Origin of the sequence: Catenulispora sp. GP43, assembly GCF_041260665.1 — a bacterium.
Classification (GTDB): Bacteria; Actinomycetota; Actinomycetes; order Streptomycetales; family Catenulisporaceae; genus Catenulispora.
Genome location: NZ_JBGCCT010000005.1, coordinates 297,728 through 314,663 on the forward strand (window position 1 = coordinate 297,728; position 16,936 = coordinate 314,663).

Genomic DNA, 16,936 nt, shown 5'->3' on the forward strand with positions numbered 1-16,936 from the left:
GAAGCGCTTCCAGTTTCACGCCGCAGGCTGACATCGGCCGATGATCTCAACACCAGGTCGATCGGCTCCGCCATGCCGGAAGCGCTGGCACCCCCGACTCCATCTGCCCCGACTCGACCGGGTCAGACCGACGCAAGGGAAGGTCCCCTCATGGCTCAGTCCCCCCGCACCCCGCTGGCCCGGAGGTGGCGCGGCTGGCTGCTCGCGCTCACGGTGGCCGCCGCGGGCGTGTTCACCGGCCCCGCGGCCCACGCGGACACCACGATCTGCGGCCAGTTCGACAGCACCCAGGTCTCCGGCGGCCAGTACATCGTGCAGAACAACGAATGGGGCGACACGATCCAGCAGTGCCTGGACGTGACCAACGACGGGTTCTCCGTCACCACCGGCGACCACAACGTCAGCACCGGCGGCGCGCCGGCGGCCTATCCGTCGATCTACGCGGGCTGCCACTACGGCAACTGCTCGACCGGCAGCGGCCTGCCGCTCCAGGTGTCGGCGTTCGGCAATCCGCAGTCCAGCGTCGACTTCACCACCGCCGCCGGGCAGTGGGACTCCTCCTACGACATCTGGTTCGACACCCAGCCCAACCCCTCCGGCCAGAACGACGGCGAGGAGCTGATGATCTGGGCGAATCACGCCGGCGCGCCCCGGCCCGCCGGCTCGCAGGTCGGCACGGCCGTGATCGAGGGCGCGACCTGGGACGTCTGGGAGTCGCGGATGAACAACGGCGGCATCGGCTGGAACGACGTGTCCTACGTCCGCGAGAACCCGACCACCGCGATCACCGTGAACATCAAGGACTTCACGAACGACTCGCTCAGCCGCGGCTACATGAGCAGCGCCTGGTACCTGACCAGCGTCCAGTTCGGTTTCGAACCCTGGCAGGGCGGCCCCGGACTCGGCGTGAACTCCTTCTCCTTCAACGCCAACGCCTCGGGCGGCGGAACCGGGGGAGGCAGCGGCAACGAAGTCGTCGGCCAGGGCAGCGGTCGCTGCCTCGACATCCAGAACCTCGGCACCGCCGACGGCACACCGGTGCAGCTCTGGGACTGCGGCGGCGCCTGGAACCAGCGCTGGTCCTCCACTGGCGGCAGCTTGGTCAACCCGCAGACCGGAAAGTGTCTGGACGTCGCGGGCGCCGGCACGGCCGACGGCACCCAGGTGCGGCTGTGGTCGTGCAACGGCAGCGGTGCCCAGCAGTGGCAGGTCAACGGCAACGGCACCATCACCAACCCCAACTCCGGCAAGTGCCTGGACGCGGTGAACCAGGGCACCGGCAACGGCACCCTGATCCAGATCTGGGACTGCTACGGCGGCGGCGGGACCCAGGCCAACCAGGTCTGGTCGCTGCGCTGACGCCGAGGCGATTCGAGTGCCGAGCCCTGCGCCGCCATGCGACGCAGGGCTCGATTTCGCCCCCGTATGTTCACGTCCGGTCGCGCTGGGTACCACGCCCCGAAAGGCCGATGAACGAAGACCGTACGAGCCCGGGAGGCGATCATGAACGGCTCAGCCGACACCACTCGCGACGATTGGCGGCGCCCGGGCGGCACCGTGCGGATCGTGGTCTCCGGGCGCGGACAGGTGCGCGTCCGGAAGTCGTCGAGCCGCAAGCTGCGCGACCTGCCCGAGCTGGATCTGCGCACGCCCTCGGGGCGGTTGCTGCCGTTCTGAGGGAAACTCGACATAACGCCAGAACCCTTATTTCGGCGGATGCCGCCTGAAATCCCGTCCAACCGTTCCGGTTCGAGCCACAACGTCCTGGTGAACATCCCGCAGGGCGGGGACAACGCGTACAACTTCATACCCGCCTATTTCGTTCAGGCCTGCTGAACGGGGTTCGGAACCCTTAGGGGAAACCGTGTCCCGCCATCGCGTGCGCGATGGCGGGACACGCCATTTCCGCCGAATCCGTGAGTCGCCGAATATCAAAGCTTTGTGAAAACCCGCCGGGGCGACAGGCGCAATGCCGATCAGTACTGTGTGCTGCCACCGGCCCCTTCGGGAAAGAGATCAGATGTCGACGATGTCGGGTAAGACCGTGCTCGTGACCGGCGCCAATCGCGGTATCGGCAGGGCTTTGGCGCACGAGGCTCTGGCACGCGGCGCCGCACGCGTATTCGCCGGGACGCGGCAGCCACTGGACTACTCCGACGACCGCGTCGTGCCGTTGACGCTGGACATCACCGACGCCGACCAGATCCGGGCCGCCGCCGACGCGGTGGACTCGCTGGACCTGCTCGTCAACAACGCCGGACTGGCGCTGTGGGACGACGACCTGACCGATCCGTCCCTGCTGCAGCAGCATTTCGCGGTCAACGTCTTCGGCTCCTTCGCCGTCACGCAGGACATGCTGCCCGCCCTGACCGCGGCCCGGGGCGCGGTGCTCAACATCCTGTCCACCTCGTCGTGGGCGAACATGCCGCTGCTGCCCAGCTACTCGGTGTCCAAGGCCGCCGCCTTCTCCCTGACCCAGGGGCTGCGCGCCTACCTCGCCAACCGCGGCGTGCGGGTGCACGCGGCGATGATCGGCGTCGTCGACACGGACATGACCAAGGCCTTCGACATCCCCAAGGCCGCTCCGGAAGTCGTCGCCGCGCGCATCTTCGACGGCCTGGCCGCCGGCGAGGACGAGATCTTCCCCGACCCGATGTCCGAACTCGTCGCGGACGCCTGGCGCGACAGTGCGCTGAAGGCGATGGAGGTCGAGTACGCGGCGCTCGTGGCCGATTCCGCGGAACAGTGATGCTCACCGTGATCCACACAGTGATGCTCTCGGCTGTATAGCGCGACGCGCTCCGGTCGGTACCGGTAGCGCGTCGCGGCGGCGTTACTGAACGGTGTAGTGGTACGGGAAGGCGGCGAGTTCGTCGCCGGTCGGCGACATGCCGTTGTTGCTCAGCGCCGAGGAGTCGTCGAGGTAGACGACGCCGGACACCTCGGCGCCCGACACCTGACTCGGCGTCAGGGTGAGCGTCAGGGTGGCCTGTCCGCCGGGCTGCACGACCACCGGGGTGAACGCCGCCTTCGGGTTCACCCCGAGCTGCCAGAGGTCCCCGGTGCCCGACACCGCGTCCGTGTTGAAGGCCTGGCTCACGGCCGTCATGGACAGGGACGCCGTCGAACTCGCGGCGCCACTCGTGCTGCCGGACGGCCCGGTCGGCTGGGGCACGACGTCCCAGTCGCCTTGTGTGACGCTGTTGTTCCCTCCCGCGCGCGGAGCGCTGTAACTCGCGAACGCGTTGTTGCCGACCGCCGTGGAGGCGACGTCCGGCTCGCCGTTGAACGGCGAGGAATCGAACTGGACCGGCGCCGTCGAGGTCGCCGCCATCGAGACCTGGCTGGTCCGGGTCGGCACGATCCACTGCGGCACGGGGTTGCTGGAGGCCAGCGGCAGGGTCAGGTTCGCCGTCGGCGTGGTCGGGGCCAGCGGCATGGTGACGGACTGGTCCAGCCGCGGGTCCAGGAAGTAGGACTCGATGCCCTGCGAGGTGTTGTGAACGGTGAAGCTCATGGTGACGGGCTTGTTCCGGGCGAGCACCCCGCCGCGCGGGACACCGGTGGCGGCCGCGCCGACGCCGTGGAGGTCGACCTCGCCGGTGAAGGCCGTGTCCAGCGCGTCGCCGGTGACCGGGTTGGTGAAGGTGGCGATGATGGTCCACTGGCCCGGTTCGGGATTCAGGACGTTGAGGAGCGCCCCGGAGCTCGCGACGGTGCTCTGATCGCCGCCGCTGCCCTCAAGGGTCTGATTCGAGGCCCGCGCCGGGTTCTGGCCGTCCGGCGAGACCAGGTAGACGTAGTAGGGATCGGTCTTGTGGCCGGCCAGCGCGGTGCGGACGTCCAGCGCGGGCGCGCCGGCTGGGACGTCCACGACGTAGAACTCGCTCTGCGCCGGCACGAAGCCGCGGCCGTTGCCGCCCTGGATGTCGGAGGAGAAGGAACCCGTGCCGTCGGTCATCGCGACCTGCGAGCGCAGCGTCATCGGGATGGTGCCGCGGCCGGACCGGGGAGTGCTGATCACCAGCGAGGCGCTCAGATCCCCGGCTCGCGGCGGGGTCTTCGCGCTCACCGCGATGGTCGTGCTCTGACCCGGTCGCAGGGTCACCGCGGACGGCGTGACCCGGCCGAACGGCACGAACCTGGCGACCGCCGCGTTGAACAGCACGTTTCCGGTGTAGCCGGACGAGGCCGCGTCGGAGATGACGGCGGTCCAGGTGCCGGGCACGGGGGAGTGCACGTCCACGTGGCCGTGGTTGCCGTTGCCGTTGGGCAGGCTGTTCGCGGTGAGCCGGCCGTTCGGGTCGAGCAGCACCAGGTTCACCGGGAACTGGCCGGTACCCGGCCAGGCGATGTTCGAGTCAAGACGGTCCTGGCCCGGCGGGACCTGGAAGGTCACCTTCAGGTAGTTGTTCTCGACGCCGGACTGGTCCACGTAGGTGGAGCCGCCGTTCGTCAGCTGGACCGTGCGGTTCGCGACCACGCTGCTCGGGCCGAGGGTGCGGCCGGCCAGGCTGACCGTCTGCGTGCTGGTGCCGGTGTTCGTCAGGCTGCTGCTGAAGTGCTGCACCGTGCCGGGGGCGGCCGTGGCGTCGAACTGGTCGGCGCTCATGGTCAGGGTGTCGCCGGTGGCCTTGCCGGCGCCGTCCGGGGTGCGCACGGACAGGGCCGCCTGGACGGCGCGGTAGGCGTCCACGAGTCCGGAACCCTGCTCGGAACCGACCACGTCCAGGTCGTCCGCGGTGCTCTCGATCAGCTGGTCCACGAGTGCGGGCGTCGGGCTGGCCCCGGCGTGCGCGGAACGGTAGGCCTGGATGACGAGCGCGGCCACGCCGGCCACGAGCGGACCGGCCTCGCTGGTCCCGCCCTCCTGGAGCACCGGGCTCGGCCGGCCGAGGCTGTCCAGGCAGTCCGGCGCCAGGGTCTTGTCCGGGGTGCAGATCATCCAGTCCAGGTCGCCGGGTGCGACGACGGAGATGCTGCGGCCCTGCTCGGTGGCTCCGCCGGAAGACAGGGAGCTGATGTTGTCGCTGACGTAGCCGGTCGCGCCGATGTCGTCGTAGCCGGCGGTGTCGGCCTGCGCGTAGGAGCGGAACGTGGTGGACGCCCCGACGGCGATGACGCCGGGCTGGGAGGCGGGAGACCAGATCGTGTTCTGGTCTCCGGCGTCGTAGGACGGCACCGTGATGGTGACGCCGGCCGCCATCGCGGCCGCGTTGGCGGCCTTGATCAGGTCGGCGCTGGTGTCCGGCATCGGGAAGCTGCCCGCTTCCTCGTTGAGGACGTTGACGTGGTCGACGGTGGTCGCGTAGTCGATGGCCTCCAGGAACGCGGAGGTCGTGGTGTAGTCGTTCTCGCCGTAGACCTTATAGGCGTCCAGGGTCACGCCGGGGGCGACGCCCTCCAGGCGGATCAGGCAGGGCTTGCCGAGGGCGGAGGCGGTGTAGTCCTGCAGGTTGTAGACGTGGTCGCCCTGCGCGGCGATCATGCCGTCGTCGAGCATCGACTCGATCTCGTTGCCGCCGAGGACGTTCCCGCCCTCGCCGGTGAAGTCCTGGTAGTCGGCGATGACGTGCGAGCCGTCGGGCCGGACCATGTCCGGGGTGCTGACGTCCATCTCGGCGGCGATGTCGCCGACGATGACCCCGGCCCCGGTGAAGCCGAGCGAGCGCGCGGTCTTCGCGCCGGGCTCGTCGGAGTCGGCCTTGATCGCCTCGTCCGCCTCCGGGTTCAGCTGCACGCCGCCGTTCGCGGCGCAGGTCCCGGACGGGAGGGTCCCGGACGGGAGCTTCGCGGAGGCGGCCTTGGCCGGACCGCTCTGGGCGTGGGGGAGACCTGGGGTCTGGGCAAGTGCCGGGAGGGTCAAGCCGGAGCGCACCTTGATGGCCGCGTCGGGCACGACCGCGGACACGGCCGGGTCGCCGCGCAGCGCCTGCTCCTCGGCGGGCGAGACCGTCGCACTCAGGGCATTGATGACGGTCAGCGGCCGGACGTTCCGGCTGTTCGCCGACTTGAGCGAACTGAGCAACGGGGCCTGTGCGGAGGCGATCGCGCGTGCGTCCAGCGGGTGCTGGTTCGCCATGACCACGATCACGGGTCGGTCTACGGATGCGGATGGCATTGGTGCGGATGAGGCGTTCGCGGGTATCGCGGTGAGGGTGAGGGTGGCTGCGCACAAGGTGGTGAGCACAGCACTTCGGCGGCGACGAAGGAACGGCATTTACGCTCCGATTGATATAAGAGCCCTGCGGCGTTTCCGCCCGACCGGCTGATTGTCGCCCCGACTCGGCGCTCGGGCCAGACCTGGTGACGCGACCTGATGGCGTACCGTGCCGTCGTGATCCTCGAAGCTGTGTACCTGCTACCGGCCGCGGTGTGGACCGGCTCCATGACGTACAGCCTCGCGGTCGTGCAGCCGCGCAGCGCACGGTTCTTCCGCGACGACGACCAGTTGGAGGAGTTCCTCACGGTTCTCGCGCATGGGAACCGCTGGCGGGTTCTGGCCATGGCGGCGACGCTGATCGCGAGTGCCGCGGCGTTGATCGTCGTGTGTCCGTGGCCCGGGGCGCGCGTGGTCTACGGCATCGCGCTGGTTCTGGATGCCGCCGCGACCGGCGTGTTCGTGCACGTGTCGTGGCGGCACTGGCCGGCTCGGGTCTTCGCGCTTCGTGAGGAGCGTCCGGACTTCCGTCGCAGGCTGCTGATGAGCGCGCGGACGATCTGGTCGCTGGTCGGCGCCGGGTTCGTGCTCGCCCTGGTCGCGAGCGTGGTGCGGCGCTGATGCGGGTGGTCATCGTCGGATCGAGCGGGTTGATCGGCGGCGCGCTCTGTGCGGCCTATCAGGGCGACGGCCACGAGGTGGTCCGTTTGATCCGTCGTCCGGCGCAGGCTCCCGACGAGGTCCGGTGGGATCCGCTGCGTCCCGATCCGCGGCTCGTCGACGGCGCCGACGCGGTGATCAACCTCGCCGGCGCCCCGCTGGGCGATCGGCGATGGAACGCCCGGTACCGCGCGCTGATCGCGTCCAGCCGGATCGACACCGCATCGGCGCTGGCCGCGATGGCGGCGCGGGCCGCCGCACCGCCGTCGGTCCTGGTCTCGATGTCCGGCATCCGGTACTACGGCGTCGATCGGGGGGACGAGGAACTGACCGAATCGAGCGCCGCCGGCAGCGACGGATTCCTGCCGCTGGTCACGGCGCGGTGGGAGGCCGCCACCGCACCGGCGGCGGAGGCCGGGGTGCGGGTCTGTCACCTGCGGACCGCACTGGTGTTGTCAGCGGAGGGCGGCTTGGTGCCGCGGCTCCTGACGCCTTTCCGTTATGGGCTGGGGACGACGCTGGGGTCGGGGCGCGCGTATTGGAGCTTCCTGACGCTGCACGACACGGTCGCGGCGATCCGGTTCCTTGCTCAACGTCCGCAGACTGAGGGCCCGTACAACCTCTCGGCACCGGCTCCGGTCAGCGCGGTCGACTTCACTAAGGCGCTGGCGTCGGCGATCGGCACGCGGGCGAGATTGCGGCTGCCTTTGTGGGCGCTGCGCATCGGGGTCGGGCAGATGGGCCCGGAGGTTTTGGGAAGTTTGAGGGTGGTCCCTCAACGTTTGTCGGCGGCCGGATTCTGTTTCCGGGACGGGGATATCGAGACCGCGTTGCGTGCGGTACTTAAGGGTAATCCCGACACTCAGCGGCCGCGTCGTTTATCAGACCCATGATTGACCTGGTGCGGCATGTTCCTCGGTTTTCTCACAATTTCTCTGAACCGGTAGACGCGGCCCCCTGAGCTGCGCAATGATCGCTCGGCGCGCGAGGGAGTCCTGGCGCGCATCGCATATCGGGAGGGGAAGGCAAATGCCGCAAGGAGCGGTCGGTAAGAAGCGTCAGCCGTGGGGTGTGTGGGGGCTGACGATCATCACGCTCGGCGTCTACTACTACGTGTGGTGGTACAAGGTCAACCGTGAGACCCGGGACTTCGACAACTCGATCAACGTCAACCCGGCGCTGTCGGTCCTGGCCTGGATCCCGGGCTCGTACCTGGTGATCCCGCCCTTCGTGTCCGCGTACCGCACCGGCAAGCGCATCGCGCAGGTCCAGGCCGCGGCCGGCCTGCCGGCGACGTGCAGCGGCGGCCTGGGCATCCTGCTGGCGATCCTGTTCAGCACGCACACGGTGTACTACCAGGGCCAGCTGAACAAGGTCTGGGACAGCTACCCCGGCGCCGGCGAGGGCACCGTCGTGCCGCACCGCGGCGTGGGCGCGGCGCAGGGCCAGCGCGTGGCCTGAGGCACGTGACAGCAGCGAGTCCGCCCCGGCCGGTTTCTCACCGGCCGGGGCGGACTTTTTCCTTGCCCCGGCGAGCACCGACCCCGCATCATGGGATCGGGCCGGCCGGCGGTGCGCCATGCGGGTCCGAGGGGACCGGCGCTCCGGAGTACGAGCGGACCGCTACCCGGCAGCCGATACCAAGGATGTGCCGATGTCCTCCGTTCCGCACTCTTCCGACGTGCTCGCTCCCAGGCTCGACCTCGGGGGCTCGACCCCTTATGACGACTACATCCGGGCGTCCGTCCTCGCCGGTCTTCAGCAGACGCGGACTGAGGATCCGGGGGAGATGGCGTTCCTCGTGACCAGCCAGGTCATGGAGTTGTGGTTCACGCTTCTGGTGCACGAGTGGCAGGCCGCCTCGGCGGCTCTGCGCGTCGACGACGTCCCCGCGGCGCTGTCCGCTCTCGGGCGCAGCCTGGACGAGTTGGCCGCGCTGAACGCGTCCTGGCAGCCGCTGGCCCGCCTCACGCCGGCGCAGTTCAACGCGTATCGGGCGGCGCTGGGCGAGGGCTCGGGGTTCCAGTCCGCGATGTACCGGCGGCTGGAGTTCGTGCTCGGCGAGCGGTCGGCGTCGATGCTCGTGCCGCACGCCGGGACGCCGGACATGCAGGAGCACTTGCGGCAGGCGCTGGGCGAGCCGAGTTTGTACGACGAGGTGCTGCGGCTGCTGCATCGGCGCGGCTACGGGGTTCCGCAGACGGTTCTGGACCGGGACCTCGCTCGGCGCTACGAGGGCGATCCGGCGGTGGAGAAGGTGTGGGCCGACATCTATGCCGCTCCGGAGCGCGAGCCGGATCTGGTGCGGCTCGGGGAGGCGCTGACCGACGTCGCCGAGGCGGTGTGGCGGTGGCGCGGCGACCATCTGATGGCGACGCGGCGGGCGATGGGGGCCAAGGTCGGGACCGGCGGGTCGGCCGGCGTGGCTTGGCTGGCCAAGCGCGCCGAGGCTTTGGTCTTCCCGGAGTTGTGGACGGCGCGAAGCCGGGTGTGATCGGGTCGGCTGGCGTGGCCTGGCTGGTGCCGCCGGTATGGCCTGGCGCTGAATCGCTCATGGCCCGAAGGCCAGGGTGAGCACAAGCCCGCCCTCGTCCCGGGCGCGGGCCGTGAGCTCCGCGCCGTGCGCCTCGGCGATCGAGCGGGCGATCGACAGGCCCAGGCCGTGGCCGGTGCTCGCGGTGCGGTCGGGGCCGTGGCGGCGGAACGGTTCGAACAGGTCGGGGATCTTCTCGGGTGCCACGGCCGGGCCGGTGTTGGCGACCGTCGCCGTCGCGGTGGCGGTGTCGAGGCGGATGCGGACCTGGCCGCCGGGCTGGTTGTACTGGATGGCGTTGCGTGTGAGGTTCGTCAGCAGGTGGCGGACCAGAACCGGGTCGCCGGGGACCACCAGCGGGGCGTCGGCGTCGGCGTCGAGGTCGACGCGCACCTCGTTCCCCGAGGCCAGCGGCGCCAGTTCGGCCGCGACCGCCCTGGCCGTGGCAGCCAGATCCACCGGTTCGGTCTCGTCCAGGCCGCGGTCGCTGCGGGCCAGCAGGAGCAGGGCGTTGATGAGCCGTTCGGCCTCGTAGTTGGTGGCGAGCAGGTCGTCGCGGACGTCGGCGAGGTCGCCCGGAAGCGGATCGGGGAAGCCCACCTGCAGGCACGTGCGCTGGACGGCGAGCGGGGTCTTGAGTTCGTGGGAGGCGTTGGCGACGAAGCGGCGCTGGCTCTCGAAGGACCGCTCGAGCCGGTCGAGCATGGTGTCGAAGGTGTCGGCGAGCCGGTGCAGCTCGTCGTCGGGCCCGGTGAGCGACAGGCGCTGGTGCAGGTTCTCCTCGCTGATCTGGCGCGCCGCCCCGGTGATGGCGGCGACGGGACGCAGCGCGCGGCCGGCCAGCCGCCAGCCCAGCACCCCGGCGATCACCGTCATGACGACGAGCGCGACGCCCGACCACAGAACCATCTCCCGCAGCGCGGTGTCCTGGACGGCCCGAACCGTCTGGTCGATCTTCCGGATCAGCGCCTCGCCCGACGCCGCGCCCGACGCCGCGTTCGACCCGACGGCCGGCTGTACCGGAGTGGTGGGCCCGAACTGTGTACTGCTGGACGGCGCGTCGACGTACGCGATCGCCATCCCCTGCACCTTCTGAGCCGTGCCGTACCGCGCGAGCACCACGACGGAGGCGAGCAGCGCGCTGCCGACGAGTAGGAAGAGCCCGGCGAAGGAGACAGCGAGGCGGGCACGGAACGGCAGACGGCTTATCAGGGTTCGAGGATTGAGGGTCACATGATGAGGCATGAGGCGCATGTCCCGTGGCTTCAGTCGCACAATCGGTATCCGCCCTGCCGGTCGGCGACGATCACCCCGGGATCGCCGAGCTTGCCCCGCAGCCGGCTGACGGTGGCGCGCACCGCACCGGTCCGCGGGTCGAGAAACTCGTCCCAGACTCTGCGGACGAGTTCGTCATGCGGCACCGCCTTTCCATCCGCGGCCATCAGCAAGCGCAGCACGGAGAACTCCTTCGGGGTCAGCTCCAGAAGGCGGCCGTCCACCGACACCTCGTGCCGCGTCTCGTCCAAGGTGATGCTTCCGGAGCGCAGGACGGCGGGCGCCGGCCGGTGCGCGCGGCGGCTCAGTGCGCGCACCCGGGCGACGAGCTCGCCGAAGTCGAAGGGCTTGGCCAGGTAGTCGTCGGCACCGAGGGCGATCAGGCCGTAGACCTTGTCGGAAAGCGTGCCGGCCGCGGTCAGCATCAGGATCTGCGGCGGATCGGCCAGAGCGCGCAGCCGCCGGCACACCTCGTCGCCGCTGAGCACCGGCAGATCCCGGTCCAGGATCAGGACGTCGTAGGCGGTGCGCAGACACATCTGCTCGGCCTGGTCGCCGGCCAGTGCGATGTCCACCGCCATCGCCTCGCGGCGCAGCCCGGTGGCGATCGTGCGCGCCAGGACGCGGTGGTCCTCGGCCACCAGGACTCTCATGACTCCATGGAACCATGATCATGATTACAGCCGGATAAGACCTTATGCCGCTGTAACAGCTTTATCGGGCCGTACGCGCCGCGCTGCTTGCATCGCCGCATGAACTTCGTCAAGCGCGCCGGGATGAGCCTGGTCGTCAGAGCCTCCAGGACCGTCGTCCTGCTGGCGATCTTCGCCGTCATCTGCGCGCTGCTCCTCGGCGGCTTCCTCTTGCGCGGCGCCGCGGCCCGGCAAGAGGCCGCCGCGCAGCGTGACATCGGCGTGGATGTGACGATCCGCAGTCCGGCGGGGTTCACGCCGGACCTGGCCGATCGGCTCGGCGCCGCGACCGTCGTGCACCGCTACAACCCCGAGACAAAAGTGCCGGCCGACGCCCTGACCGTGTACGGCGTCCGGGATCTGGGGCTGCTGCTGCCTTTTTCCTATGGGTCGATGAAGGTCACCCAGGGGCGCGCGATCCTCCCCGAGGACGCCGGGCACGACGTCGCAGTGATCGAACATCGCCTCGCCGAGAAGGACCACCTGGCGGTCGGCGGCACCCTGCCGACGCGGTCCGCCGACGGCAGGCGCACGGTCCCGGTCACCGTCGTCGGCATCTTCCAGGACCCCTCACCAGATCCGACGATGCCGACCCCGCCGCGCGACCTGCCCGGCAACGCGGTGTACGTACCGCTGGCCATGGCACAGAAACTCAGCACGGCGCCAGTGACGGTGACCGAGGCCGTCTACCGGGTCGGCTCACCGGACCAGGCCGGGCAGCTGAACGCGCGGGCCGCGCGGCTGCTGGCCGCCGGCACCTTCACCGGGCAGGTCAACGACAAGGCCTACCGGGACCAGGTCCGCCCGATCCAGCGGGTCGGCGCGTTCGCGGCGCTGGTCGTCTGGGTGATCGCGACGGCCGGGGCGCTGGTCCTGGGCCTCATCGTCATGCTGCAGATCCGCGAGCGCCGGTCCGAACTCGGGGTGCTGCTGTCGATGGGCGAGAAGAAATGGAAGCTCATCGGCCAACACGTGGTGGAGATGACGGCGGTGGCGCTGCCCGCAGTTGCCCTCGCCGTGCTGGCCGGTGCTCTGGCCGGGCCGTCTTTAGGCCATGCGTTGCTCGGTCCTCATACCGGTGGTCTCGCCCAGACCCCGGTGCATGTCGAGCCCGCCGCGGTCGCCGAGGTCGCGGGCCTCGCACTCGGCATCTGCCTGGTCTCGACCATCGTGCCGGGCATCGGAATCCTCCGCCTGCACCCCCGATCCATCCTCACCGACACCGAATAGCCGCACGCCACCGGACAGCCGCACCGACACCGAATAGCCCAGGAGAACCGACTTCCCATGAACTTCGTCAAACGCGCGGCGCTCAGCCTGTGGGCCCGCAAGAGCCGCACCCTGATCACCCTGGCCACCTTCCTCGCCATCTCGGTGATGGTCCTGGCGGGCGTCTTGATCGACTCCGCGACGGCGCGGGCCGAACAGGGGGTGAAACGGTCCGTGGGCGCCGAGGTCACCCTCGAGATGGACCTGAGCAAGATGGGCGCCGGCGGAGCGTTGCAGGCCCCGCACGTCGACGCCGGGATCGTCGACAAGATCGGCGCTCTGCCACAGGTGCAGAAGTACACGTACTCGACCTGGGACCGCGCGATCCTGGGCGGTGGCGCCACATTGGTGGACGGCGGGCCGCAAGCGCCGATGGGACCCGGCGGCACCGTGGACCAGGCCGTCCGCGACAGCTCCGTGCTGTCTGACTTCCGCAGCGGCCGGTTCACACTTCTGTCCGGCGCGCACATAACACCCGCCGACAAGGATGAGCACAAAGTCCTGATCGAGGAACGGTTCGCCCTGAAGAACCACCTGAAGGTCGGCGACAAACTCACACTCACCGGCAACGACGAGAAGACAACCGCCGACTTCACCGTCGGCGGGATCTACCGCGACCCGCGGGCGGTCACCGAGACAGAGCCCGAATACGGCATCAACCCGGCCAACATGATCTACGGGACGTTCGGGGGTCTCGCCGCGCTCGGTTCGCAGCAAAGCGGATCCCCGCAGGTGAGTACCGCGACTTTCATCCTGCAGGACGCCGACGCGCAGGACGCCTTCAAAGCTGCGGCCAAGCAGATCGCCGGCTCGGCGCTCGCCGGCTTCAAGCTGGACGTCAACACCAAGGCCATCGATCAGATGACCGGCCCGCTGGGCAGCATCCGCACCACGGCGGCCCTGGCCATGTGGCTGATGGCGCTGGCCGGCGCGGCCGTTCTGGCCCTGCTGGCCAACCTGGCCGTCAAGCAGTGCCGCAGGGAGTACGGCGTCCTGCTGGCGATAGGGGAGCGCAAGACCAAGCTCATCGCTCAGCAGATCCTGGAGATAGCCGCGGTGGCGATCCTCGCCATCGGTATCAGTTCCCTCATCGCACCGGGACTGACCCAGAGCGCCGGCCAGTGGCTGCTCGGGCGCGACGCGTCCGCGGCGAAGCAGAAGATCGACGCCTGGAAGCCCCCACCGCCCGGCAGCACCGGCCTCGGCGAGGGCATCGACCCGAACGACAAGCCCGTCGAGAACGCCGACCCCATCGACAAGATCTCGGTGGCGCTCGATCCGGCGTCCCTGCTCGTGGTCGGTGGCGTCGGCCTGGGCATCGGCCTGCTCGCGACCGCGATCCCGGCCGGTGCCGTGCTGCGTCTCAGTCCTCGAACCATTCTCACGAAGGGCAAGTGACCTGCCATGACCGTGTCCTCCACGACAGGCGCCGCCACACCCGTCCTGCGCCTCGACGGCGTCAGCCACACCTATTCGGACCAGCGCCGCAGGAGCGCAGTCCTCAACGGCATCAGCTACGCCTTCCAACGCGGCACCTTCTACACGATCCTGGGCCCGTCCGGCAGCGGCAAGACGACGCTGCTCAGTCTGGCCAGCGGCCTGGACACCCCGACCCGGGGCACCATCAGCTTCGAGGGCCGCGATCTGCGGGACCTGGGCCTGGGCCGCTACCGCAATCGGCACGCCGCCACGGTCTTCCAGCAGTACAACCTGCTCACCTACATGACCGCCGTGCAGAACGTCACGGCCGCCATGGAGATCACCGGCGTGAGACCCGCCTCGGGCAGCCGCCGGGCCCGGGCGCTGGAGCTGCTGGAGCGGATCGGCCTGGACCGGCCGACGGCCACCCGCAACGTCCTGCGGCTCTCCGGCGGCCAGCAGCAGCGCGTCGCCATCGCCCGCGCCCTGGCCTGCGACGTCGACATCCTCTTCGCGGACGAGCCCACCGGCAACCTCGACGAGGACACCGCGCAGGGCATCATCGACACCTTCCGCGATCTGGCCCACGAGCAGGGCAAGTGCGTGGTCGTCGTCACGCACTCGCAGCGGTTGGCCGGGCAGTCCGACCGGATCCTGGTCCTGCGCAAGGGCAGGCTGTCGGAGCAGGCGAAGGCCGGATGACCGCCGCGCGGCGAGGAGGCGGCCGTCAACGTTTTACGACCCCGGATGGTTAGCATGGCCGGGGCAAGTACGGAGAGGAAGGACCAATCAGGTGGAAAAGCGAACCCTGGGCCGCACCGGCCGGCAGGTCGGCGTCATCGGTCTCGGTGCCTGGCAACTGGGAGCGGACTGGGGCGAGGTGGCCGAGGACGACGCGCTGGCCACGCTCGCCGCGGCCGTGGACGGCGGCGTGTCGTTCCTGGACACCGCGGACGTCTACGGCGACGGCCGCAGCGAGCAGCTGATCGGGACGTTCCTGAAGTCGCGGCCGGGTGCGGACATCACGGTGGCGACGAAGATGGGCCGCCGGGTGCCGCAGGTGCCGGAGGCGTACACGCTCGACAACTTCCGCGCCTGGAACGACCGCTCCCGCGCGAACCTGGGCGTCGACACCCTCGATCTGGTGCAGCTGCACTGCCCGCCCACGCCGGTGTACTCCAGCGACGAGGTCTTCGACGCGCTGGACACCCTGGTCGCCGAGAAGCGGGTCGCGGCGTACGGCGTGAGCGTCGAGACCCGCGCCGAGGCGCTCACCGCGATCGCGCGGCCGAACGTGGCCAGCGTGCAGATCATCCTGAACATGCTGCGGCTGGGCCCGCTGGCGGACGTGCTGCCGGCCGCGCGCGAAGCCGGGGTCGGCATCATCGCGCGCGTGCCGCTGGCCAGCGGACTGCTGTCCGGCAAGTACGACGAGCACACGACCTTCGCCGAGAACGACCACCGCAACTACAACCGGCACGGCGAGGCCTTCGACGTCGGCGAGACGTTCTCCGGCGTCGACTTCGCCACCGGGCTGGAGGCGGTGCGACGGCTGGCGCCGCTGGTGCCCTCCGGCGTCGCGATGGCGCAGTTCGCTCTGCGCTGGATCGTGGACCAGCCCGGGGTCAGCGTGGTCATCCCGGGCGCGCGCAACCCGAAGCAGGCCGCCGGCAACGCCGCCGCGGCCGGGCTGGCGCCGTTGTCGGCGGCCGACCTGGCCGCGGTGCACGAGGTCTACGACGAGCTGATCGCGCCCCAGGTCGGCGACCGGTGGTGAGCAGCCGGTGGTGAGCAGCCGGTGGTGAGCAAGCGGCGGTGAGGCCGCGGTCGCGCTCGGCCTCATCCGCCGAGCGCGCCCACCATGTTCATGATGCTCTCGATCTGCGCGCCGCCCTGGATCGGGTAGTTGGTCGCCCCGAGGTAGCCCCACCAGTCCCAGCAGCCGTACGGGTTGCTCGGGCCGGTGGTGGCCTGCGGATACAGGACGATCAGGTTGTTGGTGTCGGCGTACTGGTCGAGGTTGGCGCGGTCCACGAACGCCGTGCCGACGCTGTCGTATCCCTGCTCGCAGCCGTGCAGGGCAACCAGCAGGCGGCAGGTCGAGCCGGCGGAGCAGGAGCGCGGGACGTAGGCGAATCCGGATCCTGACATGTCGAGGGCGGCGGCCGATCCGCCGTCGGCGTAGGCGTCCTGGTCGAACTGGGTGAGGGTCCCGGTCAGCGGGCCGGTGTTCGCCGTGGAGACCGACCCGAGCAGCGCGGTGAGCAGGTCGTGCTCGGGATCGGTGCCGCAGTTGTTCAGATACGGGGAGCCGGTGGTTCCGCACGAGCTGGTGCCGTAAGGCGTTACCCAAGCGTGGCCCGCGCCGGCACCGGTGACAGAGGTGACATGCGCGCCGAAGTGGGACCAGAAGGTCGCCCCGTCCTTGCTGACCGAGGCGGCGATGACAGTGTCCTGCGAGCCGTGGTAGACCCAGACCGGCTTTCCGGAAAGATCGCCGATCGGGTCGATCCAGCCGTACGCCGACCACAGCGAGGCGTCGGACTCCAGCGTGCCCAGGTAGTCCGGGTAGGTGTTGGCTGCGCACCCGTATACCGCCTGCGCTGCATTGTTCTGCGCGCAGTAGTAGGGGCCGGCGCCGAAGACCGCGGTGCCCCGGATCCGGCTGGAGTAGGCGACCTGTAGCTGCCCGGCCATGTATCCGCCGGAGGAGACGCCGGCCACGTAGACCCCCGAGATCCGGTAGCCGGACAGACTTCCGGCTACCGGGCTCACGGTGTAAGGGCCGCCGCTCGCCGAGGCTTCAGTGGTCGGCACCGCCACAGCCGCAAACAGTGTCAGGGCCCATATCGCCGCCCATCGTCTTCTCATCACTGCCACCCCTCCGCCGCGCGCCGCTGATGTTCCGGGGAACGTAGCTCCGGCAGG

The 16,936-nt window shown here is 69.9% G+C and carries 15 protein-coding genes; 11 read left to right on the forward strand and 4 right to left on the reverse strand.

What is annotated here, in order from left to right; genetic code table 11:
* The first annotated feature begins 150 nt into the window (after positions 1 to 150).
* The 3 genes from ABH926_RS13485 to ABH926_RS13495 all read left to right on the forward strand — a co-directional run bounded on the left by ABH926_RS13485 (position 151) and on the right by ABH926_RS13495 (position 2,749).
* Positions 151 to 1,359, forward strand: a complete 1,209-nt coding sequence (locus ABH926_RS13485; protein WP_370365826.1) for an RICIN domain-containing protein — start codon at positions 151 to 153, stop codon at positions 1,357 to 1,359.
* Between the two features lie 144 nt (positions 1,360 to 1,503).
* Positions 1,504 to 1,677, forward strand: a complete 174-nt coding sequence (locus tag ABH926_RS13490; RefSeq protein ID WP_370365827.1) for a hypothetical protein — start codon at positions 1,504 to 1,506, stop codon at positions 1,675 to 1,677.
* 343 nt (positions 1,678 to 2,020) lie between these two features.
* Positions 2,021 to 2,749, forward strand: coding sequence for an SDR family NAD(P)-dependent oxidoreductase (locus ABH926_RS13495; RefSeq protein WP_370365828.1), 729 nt, complete (start codon positions 2,021 to 2,023; stop codon positions 2,747 to 2,749).
* A gap of 84 nt (positions 2,750 to 2,833) precedes the next feature.
* On the opposite strand, the gene ABH926_RS13500 is transcribed toward ABH926_RS13495, so the two are convergent.
* Complete coding sequence (locus tag ABH926_RS13500) at positions 2,834 to 6,082, reverse strand: S8 family serine peptidase (protein WP_370365830.1); 3,249 nt, start codon at positions 6,080 to 6,082, stop codon at positions 2,834 to 2,836.
* Positions 6,083 to 6,337: 255 nt separating this feature from the next.
* On the opposite strand from ABH926_RS13500, the gene ABH926_RS13505 reads away from it, so the two are divergent.
* From ABH926_RS13505 to ABH926_RS13520, 4 genes are all read left to right on the forward strand, one after another.
* Positions 6,338 to 6,781 carry a hypothetical protein gene (locus ABH926_RS13505; protein ID WP_370365831.1) on the forward strand — a complete coding sequence of 148 codons (444 nt, stop codon included), beginning with the start codon at positions 6,338 to 6,340 and terminating at the stop codon, positions 6,779 to 6,781.
* A complete protein-coding gene (locus ABH926_RS13510) occupies positions 6,781 to 7,713 on the forward strand; it encodes a TIGR01777 family oxidoreductase (protein ID WP_370365832.1) in 933 nt (310 codons plus the stop codon). The genes ABH926_RS13505 and ABH926_RS13510 overlap by 1 nt, the downstream gene beginning before the upstream one ends.
* A 136-nt stretch (positions 7,714 to 7,849) precedes the next feature.
* Positions 7,850 to 8,281, forward strand: a complete 432-nt coding sequence (locus ABH926_RS13515; protein WP_370365833.1) for a DUF4234 domain-containing protein — start codon at positions 7,850 to 7,852, stop codon at positions 8,279 to 8,281.
* Positions 8,282 to 8,474: 193 nt separating this feature from the next.
* Complete coding sequence (locus ABH926_RS13520; protein WP_370365834.1) at positions 8,475 to 9,314, forward strand: tryptophan 2,3-dioxygenase; 840 nt, start codon at positions 8,475 to 8,477, stop codon at positions 9,312 to 9,314.
* A 57-nt stretch (positions 9,315 to 9,371) separates the two neighbouring features.
* On the opposite strand, the gene ABH926_RS13525 is transcribed toward ABH926_RS13520, so the two are convergent.
* Complete coding sequence (locus ABH926_RS13525) at positions 9,372 to 10,598, reverse strand: sensor histidine kinase (RefSeq protein WP_370365835.1); 1,227 nt, start codon at positions 10,596 to 10,598, stop codon at positions 9,372 to 9,374.
* Between the two features lie 20 nt (positions 10,599 to 10,618).
* Entirely contained in the window at positions 10,619 to 11,281 is a 663-nt protein-coding gene (locus ABH926_RS13530) for a response regulator transcription factor (RefSeq protein ID WP_370365836.1), read from the reverse strand.
* Between the two features lie 99 nt (positions 11,282 to 11,380).
* Between ABH926_RS13530 and ABH926_RS13535 the strand changes: the two genes are divergently transcribed.
* The 4 genes from ABH926_RS13535 (at position 11,381) to ABH926_RS13550 (ending at position 15,785) form a co-directional block, all read left to right on the forward strand.
* A complete protein-coding gene (locus ABH926_RS13535; RefSeq protein ID WP_370365837.1) occupies positions 11,381 to 12,550 on the forward strand; it encodes an ABC transporter permease in 1,170 nt (389 codons plus the stop codon).
* A 57-nt stretch (positions 12,551 to 12,607) separates the two neighbouring features.
* Positions 12,608 to 13,987, forward strand: a complete 1,380-nt coding sequence (locus ABH926_RS13540) for an FtsX-like permease family protein (protein ID WP_370365838.1) — start codon at positions 12,608 to 12,610, stop codon at positions 13,985 to 13,987.
* A gap of 12 nt (positions 13,988 to 13,999) precedes the next feature.
* Entirely contained in the window at positions 14,000 to 14,710 is a 711-nt protein-coding gene (locus ABH926_RS13545) for an ABC transporter ATP-binding protein (RefSeq protein WP_370365839.1), read from the forward strand.
* Between the two features lie 91 nt (positions 14,711 to 14,801).
* A complete protein-coding gene (locus tag ABH926_RS13550) occupies positions 14,802 to 15,785 on the forward strand; it encodes an aldo/keto reductase (RefSeq protein ID WP_370365840.1) in 984 nt (327 codons plus the stop codon).
* Positions 15,786 to 15,847: 62 nt separating this feature from the next.
* Here ABH926_RS13550 and ABH926_RS13555 read toward each other — a convergent pair whose 3' ends face one another.
* A complete protein-coding gene (locus ABH926_RS13555; RefSeq protein WP_370365841.1) occupies positions 15,848 to 16,825 on the reverse strand; it encodes a PHB depolymerase family esterase in 978 nt (325 codons plus the stop codon).
* Positions 16,826 to 16,936 lie beyond the last annotated feature (111 nt).